Source organism: Microlunatus sagamiharensis (assembly GCF_900105785.1).
Taxonomy (GTDB): Bacteria; Actinomycetota; Actinomycetes; order Propionibacteriales; family Propionibacteriaceae; genus Microlunatus; species Microlunatus sagamiharensis.
On the sequence record NZ_LT629799.1, the window covers coordinates 527,000 to 545,185 of the forward strand.

At 72.6% G+C, this 18,186-nt stretch carries 18 protein-coding genes; 8 read left to right on the plus strand and 10 right to left on the minus strand.

What is annotated here, in order from left to right; translation table 11 throughout:
* Positions 1-33: 33 nt before the first annotated feature.
* Positions 34-564: a SixA phosphatase family protein gene (locus BLU42_RS02375; RefSeq protein ID WP_197680584.1), complete on the minus strand. Its 531-nt coding sequence runs from the start codon at positions 562-564 to the stop codon at positions 34-36.
* A 39-nt stretch (positions 565-603) separates the two neighbouring features.
* Complete coding sequence (locus BLU42_RS02380; protein ID WP_091073101.1) at positions 604-906, minus strand: DUF3039 domain-containing protein; 303 nt, start codon at positions 904-906, stop codon at positions 604-606.
* A 97-nt stretch (positions 907-1,003) separates the two neighbouring features.
* Between BLU42_RS02380 and BLU42_RS02385 the strand changes: the two genes are divergently transcribed.
* Positions 1,004-2,413: an MFS transporter gene (locus BLU42_RS02385; protein ID WP_091073102.1), complete on the plus strand. Its 1,410-nt coding sequence runs from the start codon at positions 1,004-1,006 to the stop codon at positions 2,411-2,413.
* Positions 2,414-2,437: 24 nt separating this feature from the next.
* Positions 2,438-4,201, plus strand: a complete 1,764-nt coding sequence (locus tag BLU42_RS02390) for a DEAD/DEAH box helicase (RefSeq protein ID WP_091073103.1) — start codon at positions 2,438-2,440, stop codon at positions 4,199-4,201.
* A 515-nt stretch (positions 4,202-4,716) separates the two neighbouring features.
* Here the strand turns inward: BLU42_RS02390 and BLU42_RS02395 are convergent.
* The 4 genes from BLU42_RS02395 to BLU42_RS02410 form a co-directional block, all read right to left on the minus strand.
* Positions 4,717-6,228, minus strand: coding sequence for a mannitol dehydrogenase family protein (locus BLU42_RS02395; RefSeq protein WP_091073104.1), 1,512 nt, complete (start codon positions 6,226-6,228; stop codon positions 4,717-4,719).
* Entirely contained in the window at positions 6,225-7,127 is a 903-nt protein-coding gene (locus BLU42_RS02400) for a carbohydrate ABC transporter permease (RefSeq protein WP_091073105.1), read from the minus strand. Before BLU42_RS02400 ends, BLU42_RS02395 begins: the two co-directional genes overlap by 4 nt.
* Positions 7,127-8,092, minus strand: coding sequence for a carbohydrate ABC transporter permease (locus tag BLU42_RS02405; RefSeq protein WP_091073106.1), 966 nt, complete (start codon positions 8,090-8,092; stop codon positions 7,127-7,129). Before BLU42_RS02405 ends, BLU42_RS02400 begins: the two co-directional genes overlap by 1 nt.
* Before the next feature lie 133 nt (positions 8,093-8,225).
* Complete coding sequence (locus BLU42_RS02410; RefSeq protein WP_091073107.1) at positions 8,226-9,602, minus strand: extracellular solute-binding protein; 1,377 nt, start codon at positions 9,600-9,602, stop codon at positions 8,226-8,228.
* 376 nt (positions 9,603-9,978) lie between these two features.
* Between BLU42_RS02410 and BLU42_RS02415 the strand changes: the two genes are divergently transcribed.
* Positions 9,979-10,770, plus strand: coding sequence for an RDD family protein (locus BLU42_RS02415; protein ID WP_172825736.1), 792 nt, complete (start codon positions 9,979-9,981; stop codon positions 10,768-10,770).
* A 9-nt stretch (positions 10,771-10,779) separates the two neighbouring features.
* Here BLU42_RS02415 and BLU42_RS02420 read toward each other — a convergent pair whose 3' ends face one another.
* From BLU42_RS02420 to BLU42_RS02435, 4 genes are read right to left on the minus strand one after another with little or no spacing between them, the layout of a single operon-like run.
* Positions 10,780-11,496, minus strand: a complete 717-nt coding sequence (locus BLU42_RS02420) for a hypothetical protein (protein WP_091073109.1) — start codon at positions 11,494-11,496, stop codon at positions 10,780-10,782.
* A 57-nt stretch (positions 11,497-11,553) separates the two neighbouring features.
* Entirely contained in the window at positions 11,554-12,222 is a 669-nt protein-coding gene (locus BLU42_RS02425; RefSeq protein ID WP_157719729.1) for a maleylpyruvate isomerase N-terminal domain-containing protein, read from the minus strand.
* 12 nt (positions 12,223-12,234) lie between these two features.
* Positions 12,235-12,822, minus strand: a complete 588-nt coding sequence (locus BLU42_RS02430) for an isochorismatase family protein (RefSeq protein WP_091073111.1) — start codon at positions 12,820-12,822, stop codon at positions 12,235-12,237.
* The gene (locus BLU42_RS02435) at positions 12,819-14,123 is read right to left on the minus strand and encodes a nicotinate phosphoribosyltransferase (protein WP_091079127.1); all 1,305 of its coding nucleotides are present in this window, start codon (positions 14,121-14,123) and stop codon (positions 12,819-12,821) included. The genes BLU42_RS02430 and BLU42_RS02435 overlap by 4 nt, the downstream gene beginning before the upstream one ends.
* A 199-nt stretch (positions 14,124-14,322) precedes the next feature.
* Between BLU42_RS02435 and clpS the strand changes: the two genes are divergently transcribed.
* The 5 genes from clpS to BLU42_RS02460 all read left to right on the plus strand — a co-directional run bounded on the left by clpS (position 14,323) and on the right by BLU42_RS02460 (position 18,035).
* Positions 14,323-14,649, plus strand: a complete 327-nt coding sequence (gene clpS, locus BLU42_RS02440; protein ID WP_091079131.1) for an ATP-dependent Clp protease adapter ClpS — start codon at positions 14,323-14,325, stop codon at positions 14,647-14,649.
* Positions 14,646-15,221: a DUF2017 domain-containing protein gene (locus BLU42_RS02445; RefSeq protein ID WP_091073112.1), complete on the plus strand. Its 576-nt coding sequence runs from the start codon at positions 14,646-14,648 to the stop codon at positions 15,219-15,221. Before clpS ends, BLU42_RS02445 begins: the two co-directional genes overlap by 4 nt.
* Before the next feature lie 34 nt (positions 15,222-15,255).
* A complete protein-coding gene (locus BLU42_RS02450) occupies positions 15,256-15,744 on the plus strand; it encodes an NUDIX domain-containing protein (protein WP_091073113.1) in 489 nt (162 codons plus the stop codon).
* 108 nt (positions 15,745-15,852) lie between these two features.
* Positions 15,853-17,157, plus strand: coding sequence for an ABC transporter substrate-binding protein (locus BLU42_RS02455; protein WP_091073114.1), 1,305 nt, complete (start codon positions 15,853-15,855; stop codon positions 17,155-17,157).
* A complete protein-coding gene (locus BLU42_RS02460) occupies positions 17,154-18,035 on the plus strand; it encodes a carbohydrate ABC transporter permease (protein WP_091073115.1) in 882 nt (293 codons plus the stop codon). The genes BLU42_RS02455 and BLU42_RS02460 overlap by 4 nt, the downstream gene beginning before the upstream one ends.
* The last annotated feature ends 151 nt before the right edge of the window (positions 18,036-18,186 follow it).

Sequence of the window (18,186 nt, forward strand, 5' to 3'; positions counted from 1 at the left end):
GGGTGTACGAGGGGGGTGCAGCGGGTGGTGGGCTCAGCCGCGCGGGACCGCGTACGCGGTGAGGTTCGCCGTGCCCGGCCCGAGGTCGCCCCAGGGTCCGGCGACGTCGAGGACCGCCACGGCGCTGGTCGGGAAGTCGCCGACCGGCGCCGCCCCCCTGGCGCGGTTGAGCCGCTCGGCGAGGTCGGGGACACCGGGGGAGTGGCCCACCAGCACGGCCGTGCCGACCTCCGCGGGCAGGGCCTGCACGAGGGCGAGCAGGGTGTCGGGCCAGGCCTGGTAGACCTCCGCCTCGAGGCGCACCGGCACGTCGGCCAGGAGGTCCGGCTCGGCGGCGAGGGCGGCACCCCAGGTCTGCCGGGTCCGCAGCGACGTCGAGCAGAGCACGAGGTCGGGGTGCAGGTCCTGCGCGGCCAGCCAGCGCCCGACCGCTGCGGCGTCGCGCCGCCCACGTTCGGTCAGCGGTCGCTCGGCGTCGGAGAGGCGCGGGTCGTCGGAGGAGGCCTTCGCGTGCCGCAGCAGGACGAGCCGCCGTGACGCCGCTGCGCCGTCCTCAGCACCCACGCGGACGCACCGACCTCGGTCGGGGAACGTCCACCGGACCTACTGGCCCGAGCCCCCGCGGAAGCCGGGGCCCTTGCCCTTGTCGGGCTTGCCGGGCTTGAGGCCCTCCCAGATCTCCTTGCACTCCGGGCAGACCGGGAACCGCTCGGGGTCGCGGCTCGGGATCCAGACCTTGCCGCAGAGCGCGACCACGGGCGTGCCCATGACCATCGCCTCGGTCAGCTTCTCCTTGGGGACGTAGTGGGCGAACCGCTCGTGGTCGCCCTCCTCGACGCGGAACTCGCGGGTCTCGGTCCGCTCGTCGACGATGGTCTCGGCGCCAGGTGCTGTCTGCTGACTCACGCCCGTCAGTGTAGAGAGGTCCGTGCACGCAGGCACCCCTTCGAGGGGCGGCAGGAGCGGTTTCGTTTCCGACGCCGCAGGTGGTGGACTGACCTCGATGAGCAAGCAGGAGGCACTCCCCGTGGAGCAGGACCAGGGGAGCTCGCCACTGCCGATCTCCCAGCGCGCGCTGACGGTCGGGATCTGCACGATCACGGTCTCCATCGCCTTCGAGTCGATCGCCGTGGCCACGGCCATGCCGGTCGCGGCGCAGGACCTCGGGGGCATCGCCTACTACGCGTGGGCCTTCTCGCTCTTCGTCATCGGCATGCTGCTCGCCACCGTCCTCGCGGGGCGGGTGTGCGACCGGATCGGTCCGTCCCGGCCGCTGCTGGTGGGGCTCGGCGTCTTCGTCGTCGGGCTCGTCGTCGCGGGCACGGCCGAGACGATGGTGCAGCTCGTCGCGGGCCGGTTCGTCCAGGGCCTCGGCGGCGGCGTGCTGAACACGGCCATGTTCGTGACGGTGGCCAAGGCCTTCCGGCCGGCGCAGCGGCCCAAGGTCTTCACCTTCATCTCGACCGCCTGGGTGCTGCCCTCCTTCGTCGGGCCGCCCGTGTCGGCCTGGCTGACCTCGCACCTGTCGTGGCACTGGGTCTTCTTCACCGTCATCCCGCTGTCGGTCATCGGCGGCGCGATGGTGCTGCCCACCGTCCGCGCGATGATCCGCATCCCGATGCCCGAGGTCGGCGAGGACCCGACCCGGCAGCCTCCCGCCCCGGTGTGGGCCGCGTTCGCCACGGCCGTCGCGGCGGCGCTGCTGCAGGCCGCGGGCACGAGGCTCGACTGGTCGGGCCTCGTGCTGCTCGTCGTGGCCCTGGTGCTGCTCGGGCTCGGCCTGCCGCGCCTGATGCCGCCGGGCTTCCTCCGGCTCGGCCGCGGTCTGTCGAGCGTCATCCTGACCCGTGCGCTCCTGCCCGGCGCCTACTTCGGCGGCGAGGCGTTCCTGCCGCTGATGCTCGTGGAGCAGCGCGACGTGCCGCTGCTGCTCGCCGGTGGGACGCTGACCGTGGGCGCGGTGGGCTGGACCACCGGTTCCTTCCTCCAGGCCAACCGCCGGCTGCCGCTGCGCCGCGACCAGCTCATCACCATCGGCTGCGCGAACGTCGCGGTCGGCCTCGCGCTCGCCGGCGTGCTCGCGCTGGTCCCGACGCTGCCGTACTGGCTGATCGCCGTGGCCTGGATCTTCTCCGGCCTCGGCATGGGCTTCGCCACCGCCAGCACGTCGCTGGCCACCATCACCCTGTCCAGCGAGGACGCCCAGGGCCGCAACGGCTCCTCGCTGAACCTCGGCGACGCCCTCGGCTCGAGCGTCTTCGTCGGCCTCGCCGGCACGCTCTTCGGCGCCCTGCACCCCGGCGGCGACCTGTCGCTGACCTTCGGCGTCGTGCTGCTGAGCATGAGCGTGGTCGCCGTGCTGTCCCTGCTCGCGTCTTTGCGTGTCGGCCACCTCAGCGACCCGGTCCACTGAACCAGCCCATCTAGGATCCTTCGGATGTCTTCGCCCCAGCCCGACCTCAGCCCCGCCGGGCTGCCGCCGGCCTTCCCCGACCGGGCGGCCTGGGGCACCGCCGGGGCGCTGCGCGCGTGGCAGCAGGCCGCCCTGGAGCAGTACTTCGCCGACGAGCCGCGCGACTTCCTCGCCGTGGCCACGCCGGGCGCGGGCAAGACCTCGTTCGCCCTCACCGTCGCCTCGAACCTGCTGGCCCGCCGCCGCGTCGACCGGGTCGTGGTGGTCGCCCCCACCGAGCACCTCAAGGTGCAGTGGGCCGCCGCGGCCGCGCGCATCAACCTCAACATCGACCCCGAGTACGGCGTCCGCCAGGGCAAGGCCTCCCGCGACTTCGTCGGGATCGCGCTGACGTACGCCGCGGTCGCGGCCAACCCGCTCGCCCTGCGCATCCGCGTCGAGGGCTTCAAGACCCTCGTCATCCTCGACGAGGTGCACCACGCGGGCGACGCGCTCAGCTGGGGTGAGGCCGTACGCGAGGCGTTCGAGCCGGCCACCCGTCGGCTGATGCTCACCGGGACGCCGTTCCGCTCCGACACCAACCCGATCCCGTTCGTCCGCTACGAGGCGGACTCCGGCGGCGGCCTGCGCTCGCGCGCGGACTACGCGTACGGCTACGCCACAGCGCTCGCCGACGGCATCGTCCGGCCGGTGCTGTTCATGGCCTACTCCGGCGACCTGCACTGGCGCACCAGCGCGGGTGACGAGGTGAGCGCCCGGCTCGGCGGGCCGATGACGAAGGACCTCGCCGGTCAGGCGCTGCGCACCGCGCTCGACCCGCACGGCTCCTGGATCCCGGCGGTGCTGCAGGCCGCCGACACCCGCCTCACCGAGGTCCGCTCGCACGTCCCCGACGCCGGCGGCCTCGTCATCGCCACCGACCAGACCGCGGCGCGCGCGTACGCCGAGCTCCTCCACGCGATCACCGGGACCAAGCCGGTGGTCGTGCTGTCCGACGAGCCGGGCTCGAGCAAGCGGATCCAGGCCTTCGCCGACGGCGACGAGCGCTGGATGGTCGCGGTCCGCATGGTGTCGGAGGGCGTCGACGTGCCGCGGCTCTCGGTCGGGGTGTACGCGACGTCGATCTCGACGCCGCTGTTCTTCGCGCAGGCCGTCGGGCGCTTCGTCCGGGCGCGCAAGCGGGGCGAGACGGCGTCGGTCTTCGTGCCGAGCGTGCCGCACCTGCTGCTGCACGCCGCCGAGATGGAGCGCGAGCGCGACCACGTGCTGCGCGCGCCCGCCGGTGCCGACGACGACGGGCTCGAGGACACGCTGCTCGCCGAGGCCGAGCGCGAGCTGTCGGAGGACGACCGGCCCGAGGGCGGCGGGTTCGCGGCGCTGGCCAGCGAGGCCGACTTCGACCGGGTGGTGTTCGACGGGGGCGAGTTCGGTCTGGCCGCGGCCAGCGGCAGCGCGGAGGAGCAGGACTACCTCGGCCTGCCCGGCCTGCTCGAGCCCGACCAGGTGAAGGACCTGCTGCGCCGCCACCAGGACACCCAGTCGCGCTCGACGCCCCGGGCCGAGCGGCCGAGCGTCGACGCCACCGCGGGGGAGCGGCTCAAGGAGCTGCGCCGCGAGCTCAACGGGCTCGTCGCCGCCTGGCACCACCGCACCAGCAGCCCGCACGGCGTGATCCACGCCGACCTGCGCTCGGCCTGCGGCGGCCCGCCCACCGCGGTCGCCTCGGCCGACGACCTCGAGCGCCGGATCTCCACGATCCGCAGCTGGGCGGTCCACCGGCGCTCGTAGGCGTACGGCACGCGCGCGTGCGGGTCGCGGTGACGGTTGGTCGGGGACTGGTCCCCGGTCCTTGCGCACCGGATCCGGCCACTGCGCCCAGGTTCGTGTCAGTGCGCCCACGCTGCACCCTGGGCTCGGTGTCGGCAACCTGTGCGCGCACAGGTTCCCGACCATGCGTAGTCGCGCCTGGTCGGCAGACGGGTTGATGCGCCGCGGGAGTGCGTGCCAGGGTGCCGTGCCCAGCACTGCGCCCAGGTTCGTGTCACTGCGCCCACGCTGCATCCTGGGCTCGGTGTCGGGAACCTGTGCGCGCACAGGTTCCCGACCACGCGGAGTCGCGCCTGGCTAGATAACGGGTTGGTGCGCCACGGGAGGTGCGCCGCCGGGTGCGGTGCCCAGCACTGCGCGCAGGTTCCCGTCACTGCGCCCACGCTGCACCCTGGGCTCGGTGTGGGGAACCTGTGCGCGCACAGGTTCCCCACACCGCAGCGACCCGGGTGAGCGACGTCGCAGAAGGGCGAGGTTCAGCGCGCGTTCGCGACCAGGTCCTCCAGCGTCGCCCGGCTGCCGCGCTCGTGCAGCGAGGCCAGGGTGGCCAGGTAGGGCTTCGTGAACTCCTCGTGCTCGGCCAGGTCGCCGAACAGGTCGGTGTTGCGCACGAAGGCGAGCGGCTCGTCCTTCTGCCGCGCAGCGATCTCCTTGAGCTGGTCGGCCAGCTGGTCGACGACCTCGATCGGCTCGCCCTGCTCGTCGACCGCCTCGTCGTAGCGCGCCCAGCTGGCGACGATCGCCGCCGAGAGGGTCACGTCGCGCCCGGCGGCCACGTTCTCCTTGATGACGGGCACGAGCCACTTGGGGATGCGGTCCGAGCTCTCGGCGCAGAGCCGCGCGACGGTGTCGCGCACGCCGGCGTTGCTGAACCGCTCGATCAGCTGCGGCTTGTAGACGTCGAGGTCGATGCCCGGCACCGGCTGCAGCGTCGGGGTCGCCTCGCGGTTCATGTAGTCCAGCAGGAAGGTGGCGAAGAGCGGGTCCTGGCACACCTCGTGCACCAGCCGGTAGCCGGCGAGGTAGCCGAAGTAGCACAGCGCCTGGTGGCTCGCGTTGAGCAGGCGCAGCTTCATCAGCTCGTATGGCTCGACGTCGGGCACGACCTCGACGCCGACCTCGTCGTACGGCGGGCGTCCGTCGGTGAAGCGCTCCTCGAGCACCCACTGGGTGAAGGGCTCGCACACCACCGGCCAGGCGTCCTCGACGCCGAAGCGCTCGGCGACCTGGGCACGGTCCTCGTCGGTGGTGACCGGCGTGATGCGGTCGACCATCGAGTTGGGGAACGCGACGTGCTCGGCGACCCAGTCGGCGAGGCCGGCGTCGCCCGACGCCTCGCCCTTGAGCCGGGCGTACGCGGTGAAGACCTCCTGGGCGATGTGGCCGTTGCCCTGGATGTTGTCGCAGGACATGATCGTGAACGGCACGACCCCGCGGTCGCGGCGGCGCAGCAGCGCCTCGGTGACGAGGCCGAAGACGGTCTGCGGTGTCGCACCGGCCTGGAGGTCGGCGACGACCTTGGGGTTCGTCGCGTCGAACTTCCCGGTGACGGGGGAGAAGTTGTAGCCGCCCTCGGTGACGGTGAGGGAGACGATCCGCGTGGCCGGGTCGGCCATCTTCTCGATCACGGCCTCGGGGTCGTCGGGGGCGTACAGGTACTCCACGATCGAGCCGATGACCCGGGGCTCCCAGCTGCCGTCGGCGTCCTTGAGCACGAGGGTGTAGAGGCAGTCCTGCGAGACCAGCGCGTCGCGCATGCGCAGGTCGAAGGGCATGACTCCGACGCCGCAGATGCCCATGTCGAGCGCCTTGCCCTCGCTCATCAGCCGGTCGAGGTACATCGCCTGGTGCGCCCGGTGGAAGCCGCCCACGCCGAAGTGCACGATGCCCGTGGTGACCTGGCTGCGGTCGTACGTGGGCCCGGGGACGTCCAGTGACCCGACGGTGGCGGCGGAGAGCTTGACCGGCGTGCTGGTGGCGGCGCTCACTTGACGGCGCCCAGCGACAGCCCCTGCACCAGCTTGTCCTGGGCGGCGAAGCCGGCGATCAGCACGGGCAGCGAGACGGCCGTGGCGGCGGCGCAGACCTTCGCCAGGAACAGGCCCTGGGAGGTGACGAAGCTGGTCAGGAAGACCGGCGCCGTCTGGGCCACGATGCTGGTCAGGGTGTTGGCCAGCAGCAGCTCGTTCCAGCTGAAGATGAAGCAGATCAGCGCGGTGGCCGCGATCCCGGGGGAGATGATCGGGACGATGATGCTGCGCAGGGTGCGGAGCAGCCCGGCGCCGTCGATGGCCGCGGCCTCGAAGAGCTCGACGGGGATGTCGGCCAGGAACGAGCGCAGCATCCACACCGCGATCGGCAGGTTCATCGCCGTGTAGAGGATGACGATGAAGTTGATGTTGTCGAGCAGCCCGATCGTCTTGGCGATGATGTAGAGCGGCAGCAGGCCCGCGACCGCCGGCAGGAACTTCGTCGACAGGAAGAAGAACATGACGTCGGTCCACTTCTCGACCGGCTTCACGCTCAGTGCGTACGCGGCCGGGATGGCCAGCAGGATGACGACGATGGTCGAGACGATCGAGGCGGTCGCGGAGTTGATCAGCGGCGGCCAGGGGCTCGCGCCCGAGGAGGCGCCGAAGAACTCGCGGTAGCCGTCCAGGGTGAGCGGGGCGAAGAAGCTGGGCGGGTTCGTCGCGGCGTTGAACTCCGAGTGGAGGCTCGTCAGCAGCATGTAGAAGACCGGGAAGACGAAGAGGATCCCGATCACCCAGGCGAGCAGGCCCAGGGCGATGTTCGCACCCCGGCCGCCCCGGCGGCGGTTGCGGGCGTTGGAGGCGCGCCGGGTGGCCGCCAGCTTCGACGGTGCGGAGGCGAGTGCGGTGGTCATCAGTTGCCTTCCTCGAACAGGCTGGACACGGTGCGCAGGGCGAAGGTGGCGACGATGATCGTGCCGATGACGACAATCACGCCCTGGGCCGACGCGAGGCCGTAGTCCTGGGCGTTGTAGAGCGTCTGGTAGATCGTGTACGGCAGGTTCGCGGTGTCGTACGCGCCCGCGGTCAGGGTGAAGACCGAGTCGAACTGCTGGATGATGTAGATCGTCCCGAGCAGGCCGGCCAGCTCCAGGTAGCGGCGCATGTGCGGCATGGTCATGTTGACGAAGGTCTGCCAGGTGCCCGCGCCGTCGACGGCCGCGGCCTCCATCACGTCACCGGGGCGCGACTGCAGCCCGGCCAGCAGGATCAGGGTCATGAAGGGCGTCCACTGCCAGATCAGCTCGCCCATGATCGCCAGCCGCGGGAAGTCGGTGATCCAGTCCGGCTGCGGCGCGTTCGCGCCGAAGACCTGGGTGAGCAGGCCGTTGAACAGGCCGTACTCGGGGTTGTACATCGCGTGCTTCCACAGCAGGGCCGCGGCGACCGGCACGACGAGGAACGGCGCGATCATCATCGTGCGGACGACGCCGCGGCCGATGAAGTTGCGGTTCAGCAGGAGCGCGATGCCCAGCCCGAAGGCGAGCGAGACCAGCACGACGGTGACCGTCAGCAGGATGGTGAACAGGACGCTCGTGCGCAGGCCGGCGTCGGTGAAGACGGTGACGAAGTTCTGCAGCGTGCCGAACTTGATCTCGTCGGGGTAGTTGGCGTTCCAGTTCGTGAACGAGACCAGGATCGTCGCCACGAAGGGCAGCTGGGTCATGATCACGACGAAGACGAGGGCCGGCAGCAGCGGCACGCGCCGCGCCCAGCCCTTCTTGTCGCCCCAGCGCTCGGCGAAGCTCGGCTGCGGGACCTTGGTCCTCTTGCGACCCGGCGCCGCCTGGTCGGGCGGTGTGGCGGTGGCGGTGGCCATGCGCTGCTCCTCGCGATGGGTTTCGTGACGGGGTTCGTGGTCTGCGTGGTGGTGCGTGGGTGGGCCGTGGAGACGGCCCGAGGCCGGGTCGTGCCGCGCTGGTCAGCGCCGCACGACCCGACCTCGGTGGGTGCTACTTGTTCTTGTACTTGTCGCCCGCGGCCTGCGCGAGCTTCTGGCCGTTGTTCAGCGCGTCGTCCACGGTCGTCTTGCCGGCGATCACGCCGGAGATGTCCTGGCTGATCTTGGTGGCGAAGTCGGTGAACTCGGGGATGTCGACGAACTGGATGCCGACGGTCGGGCGCGGCTGCACACCCGGGTTGGTCGGGTCAGCCGACTCGATGGCCGTCTTCGTCGGCTCGGCGAAGGCTCCGGCCGCCTTGATGTAGTCGGCGTTCGCGTAGGTCGACTCACGCTTGCCGGCCGGCACGGTCGCCCAGCCGTCCTGCTGACCGACGAGGTTCTCGTAGTCCTTGCCGGACGCCCAGGAGATGAACTTCCAGGCGTTGTCGGCCTTCGTGCTCTTCTTCTCGATCATCCACGACCAGGCGTAGAGCCAGCCGGAGGCCTTGGTCTCCTTGACCGGGGCCTGGACGTAGCCCATCTTGCCCTTGACCGGGGAGTCGGGCGCCTCGAGCGAACCGGCGGCGGAGGTCGCGTCGTACCACATCGCGACCTTGCTCTGCGTGGTCGCGGTGAGGCACTCGGCGAAGCCGGCCTGCGCCGCACCGGACTCGCCGTGGGCCTTCACCAGGTCGGTGTAGAAGGTCGTGGCGTCCTTGAACGGCTGGGCGTTGACCTGGGCGTTCCAGTCCTTGTCGAACCAGGTGCCGCCGAAGGTGTTGACGACGGTGGTCAGCGGGGCGAACACCTCGCCCCAGCCCGGCAGGCCGCGCAGGCAGATGCCCTTCATGCCCGACTCCGCGCCGTCCATCTTGGCCGCGGCGGCCGCGACCTCGTCCCAGGTCGGGGTCTCGCTGAACTTGACGCCCACCTTCTCGGCGATGTCCTTGCGGTACATCAGGAAGGACGACTCGCCGTAGAAGGGCTCGCCGTAGAGCTTGCCGTCGGGACCCGTGAGGGACTTCGTCATCGACGGGAAGATGTCCGCCTGGTCGAACGTGGTGTCGCTCTTGTAGGCGGGGATGTCGCTGAGCGGCGTCAGCCACCCGTTCTTCGAGTAGATGGGGACCTCGAAGTTGGACAGGGTCGCCACGTCGAACTGACCGGACTGGTTGGCGAACTCCTGCGCGGCCTGGTTGCGCATGTCGTTCTCGGGCTTGACGGTGAAGTTCACCGTGATGCCCGTCTGCTTGGTGAACTCGCCGATGTGCTTCTGCAGGGCGAGCATCTGGGGGTTGTTGACCATGAGGACGTTGATGGAGTTGTCGCCTCCGCCACCACCGCTCCCTCCGACTCCGCCGGCACCACCGGCACCGCTGCAGGCGGCGGTCGCGGCGAGGACGGTGGACAGGCCCACGGCGGCGACCAGCTTGGACGTCAAGCGCATCTGGGTAAAACCTCTCTGACTCCGGACGGGGACCGCAGGGGAGTCAGCGTGCTGCTCCGGTGCGGCGGGGGCCGCCCGCCCGACCGGCGGAGCAGGAGGCCGGCGACGTCGAGGCCGGGTGCAGGGGTCAGGGCGCTGACGCCCGAACCCCTTCGTCCACGGCCTGATCGGTCGCTGATCAGCACACGTCGCTCCGCAGGCCGTCACCGGCTGCCCTTGCTGGCACAGGTATATCTGAACAAAGCCTGGATGACCAGTCTTCTGCGCATGTTGCCCGAGTCTTTGTTATCGGATCGAGACGGCCCGCTTTCGGGGCGAGATCGTGCCCACCTGGTTGGAATCGGTCCCACCGGCGCTGGAAACTACGATGGCGTGCATGTCAGACATCCCCGTCGGCTCGCCCCCGGCCCCTCCGGGGCGGCACGCAGCGCCGGGCGGCTGGTACCCCGACCCGCTCGACGCCGCCCGCGAGCGCTACTGGGACGGCTGGCAGTGGTCCCGCACCACCCGCGAGGCGGAGCTCGCCGTCGCCCCGCCGCCGCCCCCGCCCGTGGGTGCCGGACCGGGCCCGTACGGCGTCCCGCCGGCCGCTGCGTACGGGGTCCGGGCGACCGGGGTCTCGCGGCAGGCCGCGACCACGGCCGACGGCGTCCCGCTGGCCGGCTGGTGGTGGCGCGCGCTCGCCGGGCTGATGGACGCCCTGCTCGTGGGGACCGTGTCCTTCCTGCTGACGCTGCCCTTCTACCGCGAGATCGTGACCGCGGTCAGCGCGTACTGGGGCGAGGCCTACCGCGCCGCCCAGGCCGGTTCGACCACGCCGCCGCCCACGCCGAACTTCGCCACGCTGATCACCGGGACCGACCAGCTGCTGATCATGCTCGTGACCTTCGCGGTCGGCATGGCCTACCACCTCCCGCTGCTGCGGTTCCGCTCCGCGACCCTCGGGATGATGGCGTGCGGGCTGCGCGTCGTCCCCGTCGACGAGGGGCGGTCGCAGGAGCGGCTGACCTGGTCGTGCGTGCTCGTGCGCGCGCTGATCTGGGTGCTCCCCGGCGCACTCAGCCTCCGGATCCTCACCGTCGCCGACGTGCTGCTCCCGCTCTGGCACCCCAAGCGCCAGACCCTGCACGACCTCGCCGCGCGTACGCAGGTCGTCCGCGGGCGCTGAGCCCGCGGCTCAGAGGAGCCCGGCGCGGGCCAGTGCGTCGAGCGTCGTGGCGGGGTCGTCGCAGTCGACCGCCCGCAGGCGCCGGCGTACGCGGGCCTGCGTCGCCTCGTCCCAGCCCGCGAGGCCGGTGACCGCCCGGTGCGCGTCGACGTCCGCCAGCAGGGCGTCGGCGTCCTCGGGGTCGGCGCCGTCCACGAGGGCCTCGACGGCCATCAGCAGGCCGAGCAGCCCGTACGGCCCGACGGGGTCCGGCCCCAGGCCCGTCGCCTTGAACGGCAGGTCCGACTCGACGAGGGCCGAGAGCAGCCTGGCCGCGCCCGGACCCACCGTGATCCGCCCGCGCAGGCCCGCGGCCTCGACCACCTCCACCGCCTCGACCAGCCCGGTGCCGGCGGGGAGCCCGACGAAGACCTCGACGTCGTCGGGCAGCCCGGCAGCGGCCGCGACGACGCGACCGGCGTTGCCGGGCAGGTCGTCCAGGTCGCGCAGCACCGTCTCCACGGCGACCAGGCGGAGGCCGGCGGTGCGTCCGGGCAGCGCCGCGACCGAGCCGGCCCCGCCGCTGGTCACCACGCTCAGGTCGACGTCGGGGTCGAGGCCGGTGAGCCGGTCGTCCCCGACGACGAGCGGACCGAGCGCCCAGCCGTCCGTGCGCAGGCGCAGGGCGCGGTGGGCGGCCCCGTCCTGGCGTGAGGCGTCGTGCAGCAGGGCCCGGAAGACGTCCATGCGCCGACAGTCTGGCCCCTGCCGGGCCCGGAGCGGGCACCCGCGTCCGCGCCCGCCTCAGAGGACCGGCAGCCGCTCGGCGGCGACGCCGAGCCCGTCCTTCTCGGCGGCCGTCGCCGACCGACGTCCAGTGCCGAGCAGGAGCGCGTCCACGTCGTCCCGCACCGGCAGCGGCGCCTCCAGCAGCGCCTCGAGCGTGCGGCGTGCGAGAGCGAGCACGCCGGGACGCGGCTGGGCGACGTCGAGGTCACGACCGAGGTCGAGCTGGTGCACGGCGAGCTCGACCGCCCACGTGGCCAGGAGGTCGCCGGTCGTGAGGGCGCAGCCCTGGAACGCGAGCACGCGGTCCGGCAGCCGTGCGGCGGCGGCGGCGAGTGAGTCGGAGACCCGGTCGAGCGGTCCCAGCGCGCCCCGGGGCGTCCGGGTGGCGGCCGCCACCCGACGGACGGCCAGGAGGCCGTCGACCGCGCCGCCGCCCGGCGGCTGCGTCTCCCAGTAGGTCGCGGCGTCGTGGGTCGGCGTCTCCCGCTCGTCGGCGGCGAGCAGGCCGGCGGCCAGCTCCTCCAGGCCGAGCCGGACGTGCACGACCACGTCGACCACGGCCCAGCCCCAGCACCGCGAGGCCGCGAGCAGCGCGTGGTCGTCGAGCGGCGCGACCGCGGCCCGGAAGCCCTCGAGCGCGTCCGCGAACGCCGCCCGGCCCTCGCCGTGCGGGACGCCCAGCACCCGGGCCAGCGCTCAGCCCTCCCGGACCGCCACGCCGGCCGTGCGCCAGGCGTCGAGGGTGGCCCCGACGCGGTCGGGCGCGACGGCGGCGGTGAGCCCGACCAGCACGGTGGGGGACAGGCCCTCCTCGGCCGCGTCGAGGGCCGTCGCGCGGACGCAGTGGTCGGTGGCGATGCCGCACAGGTCGACCCGGCCGACGTCGTGGGCCCGCAACCAGTCGCCGAGCCCCGTGCCGTCGGCGTCGCGGCCCTCGAAGCCGGAGTACGCCGCGGCGTACTCGCCCTTGTCGAAGACCGCGTCGAAGTCGCCGGCCTCCAACGGCGCGGTCAGCTCGGCGCCCTCGGTGCCGGCGACGCAGTGGCGCGGCCAGGAGTCGACGAAGTCCGGGTGCTTGGAGAAGTGCGTGCCCGGGTCGATGTGGTGGTCACGGGTCGCGACGACGAGGTCGTAGCCGTGGTCGGTGCCGAGCAGCTCCTTGACCCGCGCGGCGACCGAGAGCCCGCCCGCCACCGCCAGCGAGCCGCCCTCGCAGAAGTCGTTCTGCACGTCCACGACCACCAGGGCCCGCCGGGTCGGCGGGTGCGCGGTGCCGGCGCTCACCGCGGGCCCCCGGCCGTGGCGTACGGGTTCGCGGTCGGCGCGGCCGCCCCGACGAAGCGGGTCGGGATGACCGGCTCGCCCTTCGAGAGCTTGCGGGCCTCGAGCGGCAGCTCCGCGCGTGCCGCCCGGTGGCGCTCGCGCGCCGCCTCGAGCGGCTCCTCGCCGACGATCTCGCCGTCGCGCACCAGCGGGACCAGCAGCGGGCGGTCGTTGCCGTCGTCCTCGGGCGCCGTGCCGATGCCGATCTCCTCGGCCTCGGCCACGCCGCGGGCGTCGATGCGGCGCAGGGCGTACTTGCGGCCACCGACCGACACCTTGTCCTGGCTCTTCTTCGCCACCGGCACGAGCGGTGCGTCGGCGGCGTCGGAGGCGGCGCGGGCGACGAGCTTGTAGACGAAGCCCGACGTGGGGTGGCCGCTGCCGGTGACCAGGGCCGTGCCGACCCCGTAGCTGTCGACGGGCGCCCCCGACAGCGACGCGATGGCGTGCTCGTCCAGGTCGCTGGTCACCACGATGCGGGTGCTCGTGGCCCCGAGGGAGTCCAGCAGCGCGCGCACCCGGACGGCCAGCGCGGAGAGGTCGCCGGAGTCGAGCCGCACCGCGCCGAGCCGGCCCTGGGTCAGCTCGACCCCGAGCCGCACGGCCGGCTCCACGTCGTAGGTGTCGACGAGCAGCGTGGTGCCCTCGCCGAGCGCGGCGAGCTGCGCGGTGAAGGCCTCCCGCTCGTCGGCGTGCAGCAGCGTGAAGGAGTGCGCGGCCGTGCCCGTCGTCGGCACCCCGTAGCGCCGGCCCGCCTCCAGGTTGGACGTCGCGTCGAAGCCGGCGACGTACGCGGCGCGGGCCGCGGCCACCGCCGACAGCTCGTGCGTGCGGCGCGAGCCCATCTCGACGCACGGCCGGCCGTCGGCGGCCAGGGTCATGCGCGAGGCTGCGGAGGCGATCGCCGAGTCGTGGTTGTAGATGCTGAGCAGCAGCGTCTCGAGCACGCAGCACTCGGCGAAGCTGCCCTCGACCACCATCAGCGGCGAGCCCGGGAAGTAGACCTCGCCCTCGGGGTAGCCCCACACCTGCCCGCGGAACCGGAAGTCGGCGAGCCAGGCGGCGGTCCGCCCGTCGACCACGCCGCCCTCGGTCAGGAAGGTCAGCGACTCCTCGTCGAAGCGGAAGCTCCGCAGCGCCCGGAGGGCGCGGCCGACGCCCGCGACCACGCCGTAACGGCGCCCGTCCGGCAGCCGCCGCCCGAAGAGCTCGAAGACCGAGTGCCGCTCCGCCGTCCCCGCCTGCAGGGCCGAGCGGAGCATCGTCAGCTCGTACTGGTCGGTCAGCAGGGCCGTGGTCGGGGCCTCGCGCGGGCCGAAGCGCGCCCGGCGCGCCTCGCCCTGCAGCTCGCCCGGCCGGCCGGTCGTCGCTCCACCGTCGCTCACGCGCGCCAGCGTACGAGGGGCGCCGGTGCGGGCCCCCGCGGGCGGTGACCGGCCCGAGCCGCCAACCCCTGCGATGATGGAGGGCGTGTCTGAGACCGGAGCGCCCACCGTGACGCCGGCCGGGGGCACCGCGGTCGCCGAGCGGCCCCTCGAGGAGTTCCGTGAGGACGTCCCGTGGGTGACGATCGTCTGGGACGACCCGGTCAACCTCATGTCCTACGTCGCGCACGTCTTCACCACGTACTTCCACTACGCCAAGGCCAAGTCCGAGCGGCTGATGATGCAGGTCCACACCGAGGGCAAGGCGATCGTCTCCAGCGGCAGCCGCGAGGCGATGGAGCGCGACGTCACCGCGATGCACGAGTACGGGCTGTGGGCGACGCTCGACAAGGCCGACTCATGAAGAAGTTCTCGCGGAAGCGCGGAGTGCTGACGACCGCGCTCAGCGCGTACGAGGTGGAGCTGCTGACCTCGCTCGTGCGGCAGGTCGTGGAGCTGGTGTCGGACGGGGAGCCCGAGGGCTACGCGGCTCCGGACCCGGCGGCGGACCCGTTCGAGGCTCTGGCCGCCGACCTCGCCGTGGACCCCGACGAACCGGAGGTCCCCGAGGACCCGGTGCTGCGCCGGCTCTTCCCGAACGCCTACCCGCACGATGCGGCGGCCTCCTCGGACTTCCGGCGCTTCACCGAGCGCGGGCTGCGGACGACGAAGGTGACCGACGCCCAGGTCGTGCTCGACGACCTCGGGGCGACCGACCACGGCCGGGTCGACCTCCGTGTCACGCCGGAGCACGTGGACGGGTGGCTGCGCACCCTGACGAGCGTCCGGCTCGCGGTGGCGACGCGGCTCGGCATCACCGACACCGAGTCGGCCGAGGAGCTCGCCCAGCTCGACGACTCCGACCCGCGCAGCTACATGGTCAGCGTCTACGACTGGCTCGGCTTCGCCCAGGAGACGATGGTCGGGGCGCTGTGACACCCACCGGTCGCCCGCGGACGGGCGTGCGCTGATGCTCCACGACGGCAACGGTTGGGTGGCCGACCACCAGGGCCAGCGGCACTGGGGGCGCTTCGGTGCGGCGGGCCTGCTCCTCGTCGACCGGCGCGGGTCCGGCACGCCGACCGTGCTGCTGCAGCACCGGGCCCGCTGGACCGCGGACGGCGGCACCTGGGGCATCCCGGGCGGCGCCCGCGACAGCCACGAGGACGCCGTGGCGGCGGCGCTGCGCGAGGCGTTCGAGGAGACCGAGGTGCCGGCCGAGGCCGTGCGCGTGTCCGGCGACCCCTACGTCGACGACCGCGGCGGCTGGAGCTACACCACCGTGCTGGCCGAGCTGGTCCGCGACGTCGAGCTCGTGGTCGAGGAGGAGTCCGAGGCGCTCGCCTGGGTCGCCGTCGACGAGGTCGAGCGGCTCCACCTGCACCCGGGCTTCGCGCTCAGCTGGCCGCTGCTGCGCGCCCGGCTGGAGGACGAGGCGCCCCCCACCACGACGACCTGAGGGCGGCCCGGGCGCAACCGGATCACCGGCCGTGAGGGAATGTCGGAGGTTCGACCCGTGCGGCACCGTCCGGTGCCGGCGTGGCCGCCGACCCGGCAGGAGCCCCTGATGGACCTCACCCGACGTCGCTTCCTCGCGGCCGGCACGGCCGCGGTGGCCGCACCGCTGGCGCTGTCCGCCTGCGGGGGCTTCGCCCCGGCCGGCAGCCAGGCCTCGCAGGCCGCCGGCACGCTCAGCTTCACCACCTGGGGCACGGACGCCGAGCTCGCCGGGTTCCGCGCCGTGATCGCCGCCTTCCAGCAGGCGAACCCCGGCACGACCGTCAACCTCAACGCCGTCCCGTACGAGCAGATGTTCAGCAACATCGACGCGCAGATCCAGGCCGGCAACCCGCCGGACGTCTTCCGCGTGCCGTACTACACGTTCGGCAGCTACGCCGGCGCCGGACAGCTGCTCGACCTCAGCACGCTCCTGGCCCAGGACTTCTCGGGCCGCTTCACCGAGCAGGCCTGGGCCGCGGTGCAGAACGGCGGCAAGCCGTACGGCGTCCCGCACCACACCGACACCTCGGTGATCCTCTACAACAAGACGCTCCTCGACGCGGCCGGCGTGACGTCGGTGCCGAACAGCCCCGAGGAGGCCTGGACCTGGGACCAGCTGCTCGAGGTGGCCGGCAAGCTGCGGTCCTCGCTGCCCGGCTCGAAGTTCCCGATGGCCTACAACTGGCAGGGCAACGGCGTCACCCGCTGGCTGAGCCTGCTCTTCCAGGCCGACGGCCGCTTCCTCGCCGAGGACCTCAAGGCGCCCGCCGTCGACTCCGACGCCGGCCGGGCCGCGGTGGACTTCAGCAAGCGGTTCTTCGCCGACAAGCTCGTCCCGGCCAACGACTCGGTCAAGTCGACGACCTACGCCGCCGACACCTGGTACTCCCAGACCTCGGCCATGGTCTGGGGCGGGGCGTTCATGCTCCCCGACGCCGACAAGACCGCGAGCTTCGAGTGGGGGGCGACGTACGCGCCGCGCAAGGTCCGCGGCGGCGGCGACTTCGGCGGCAACGCCCTCGTCGCCACGGCGAAGGCCAAGGACCCGGCGCTCGCGGCCAAGTTCCTCACCTTCGCCACCGAGGCCGAGCAGCAGCGCGACTTCTGCGTGGCCGCCTCGCTCCTCCCGACGCGGGCGGACCTCGTGCAGGACGGCATCGAGTTCACCGTGCGCGGCGACCTCACGAAGGTGTTCCTCGGCCAGGCCCGGCAGGTGCGCGCGAGCGACTCCGGGCAGGTCGCCTCCCCGTCGATGTCGAAGATCATCACGGTGCTCAAGGACCAGCTCGAGCAGGCGTTCGTGGGCGGGCAGTCGACCGAGGACACCATCGCCGGGCTGAGCAAGGGCATCGCCGGGGCGACCGGCGCGTGAGCTCGCGCCAGACGCGCGGCGAGGCGCGGGCGGCGTACCTGCTGCTCAGTCCCAACCTGCTGCTGCTCGGCCTGTTCGTCTTCGTGCCGCTGGTCGGCGCGGCGGTGATCAGCCTTCAGCGCACGGACGGCTTCGGCGGCGGGACGTTCGCCGGCCTGGCGAACTACGCCAAGCTCCTCGGCGACCCGCTGTTCTGGCGCTCGCTGGTCAACACGACGGCGTTCACCGTGCTCGTCACGCCGCTGTCGATGGCCCTCGGGCTCGGCGCCGCGGTGCTGCTGAACACGGTCCTGCCGGCCCGGCCCGTGTTCCGCTCGGTGCTGATCCTGCCGATGGCGATCTCCGGCGTCGCGACGGCGCTGCTGGGCGTCCTCGTCTTCGACGAGAACACCGGCCTGCTCGACCTCCTGCTGCGCACGGTCGGGCTGCCGGCCGTGCCGTGGCAGTCCGGCAGCGCGGCGGCGTTCGCCTCGGTCGTGCTCGTCACCCTGTGGTGGCGCGTCGGCTTCAACATGCTGATCTACCTCGCCGGGCTGCAGGGCATCGGGCCCGACCTGTACGAGGCGGCGACGCTCGACGGCGCCAACCGCTGGCAGCAGTTCCGGCACCTCACCTTCCCGCTGCTCGGGGCGTCGACCTTCTTCCTGCTGATCATCAACGTGATCTTCAGCTTCCAGGTCTTCGACATCGTCTTCGTGCTCACCGGCGGCGGTCCGCGCAACGCGACGTCGGTGCTCGTCACGTACGCCTACGACACGGGCTTCGAGGTGCGCGACCAGGGCTACGCGGCGGCGATCGGGATGGTGCTGCTCGTGCTGACCATGGCGTTCACGCTGCTGCAGTGGCGCACGAACCGGAGCCGGGACGTCGTCGAGTGAAGCGGATTCGTCGAGTGAGGAGCGTCGAGTGAGCGTCACCGTCGAACCGCCCGGCTCGGCCGACGCCGTTGCCGAGCCCCGCAGGGGCCGTACGGGTCGGCGGCCCGGGAGCCACCGCTCGCGCAGCGCCCGCGGGCTCCTCGTGCTGCGC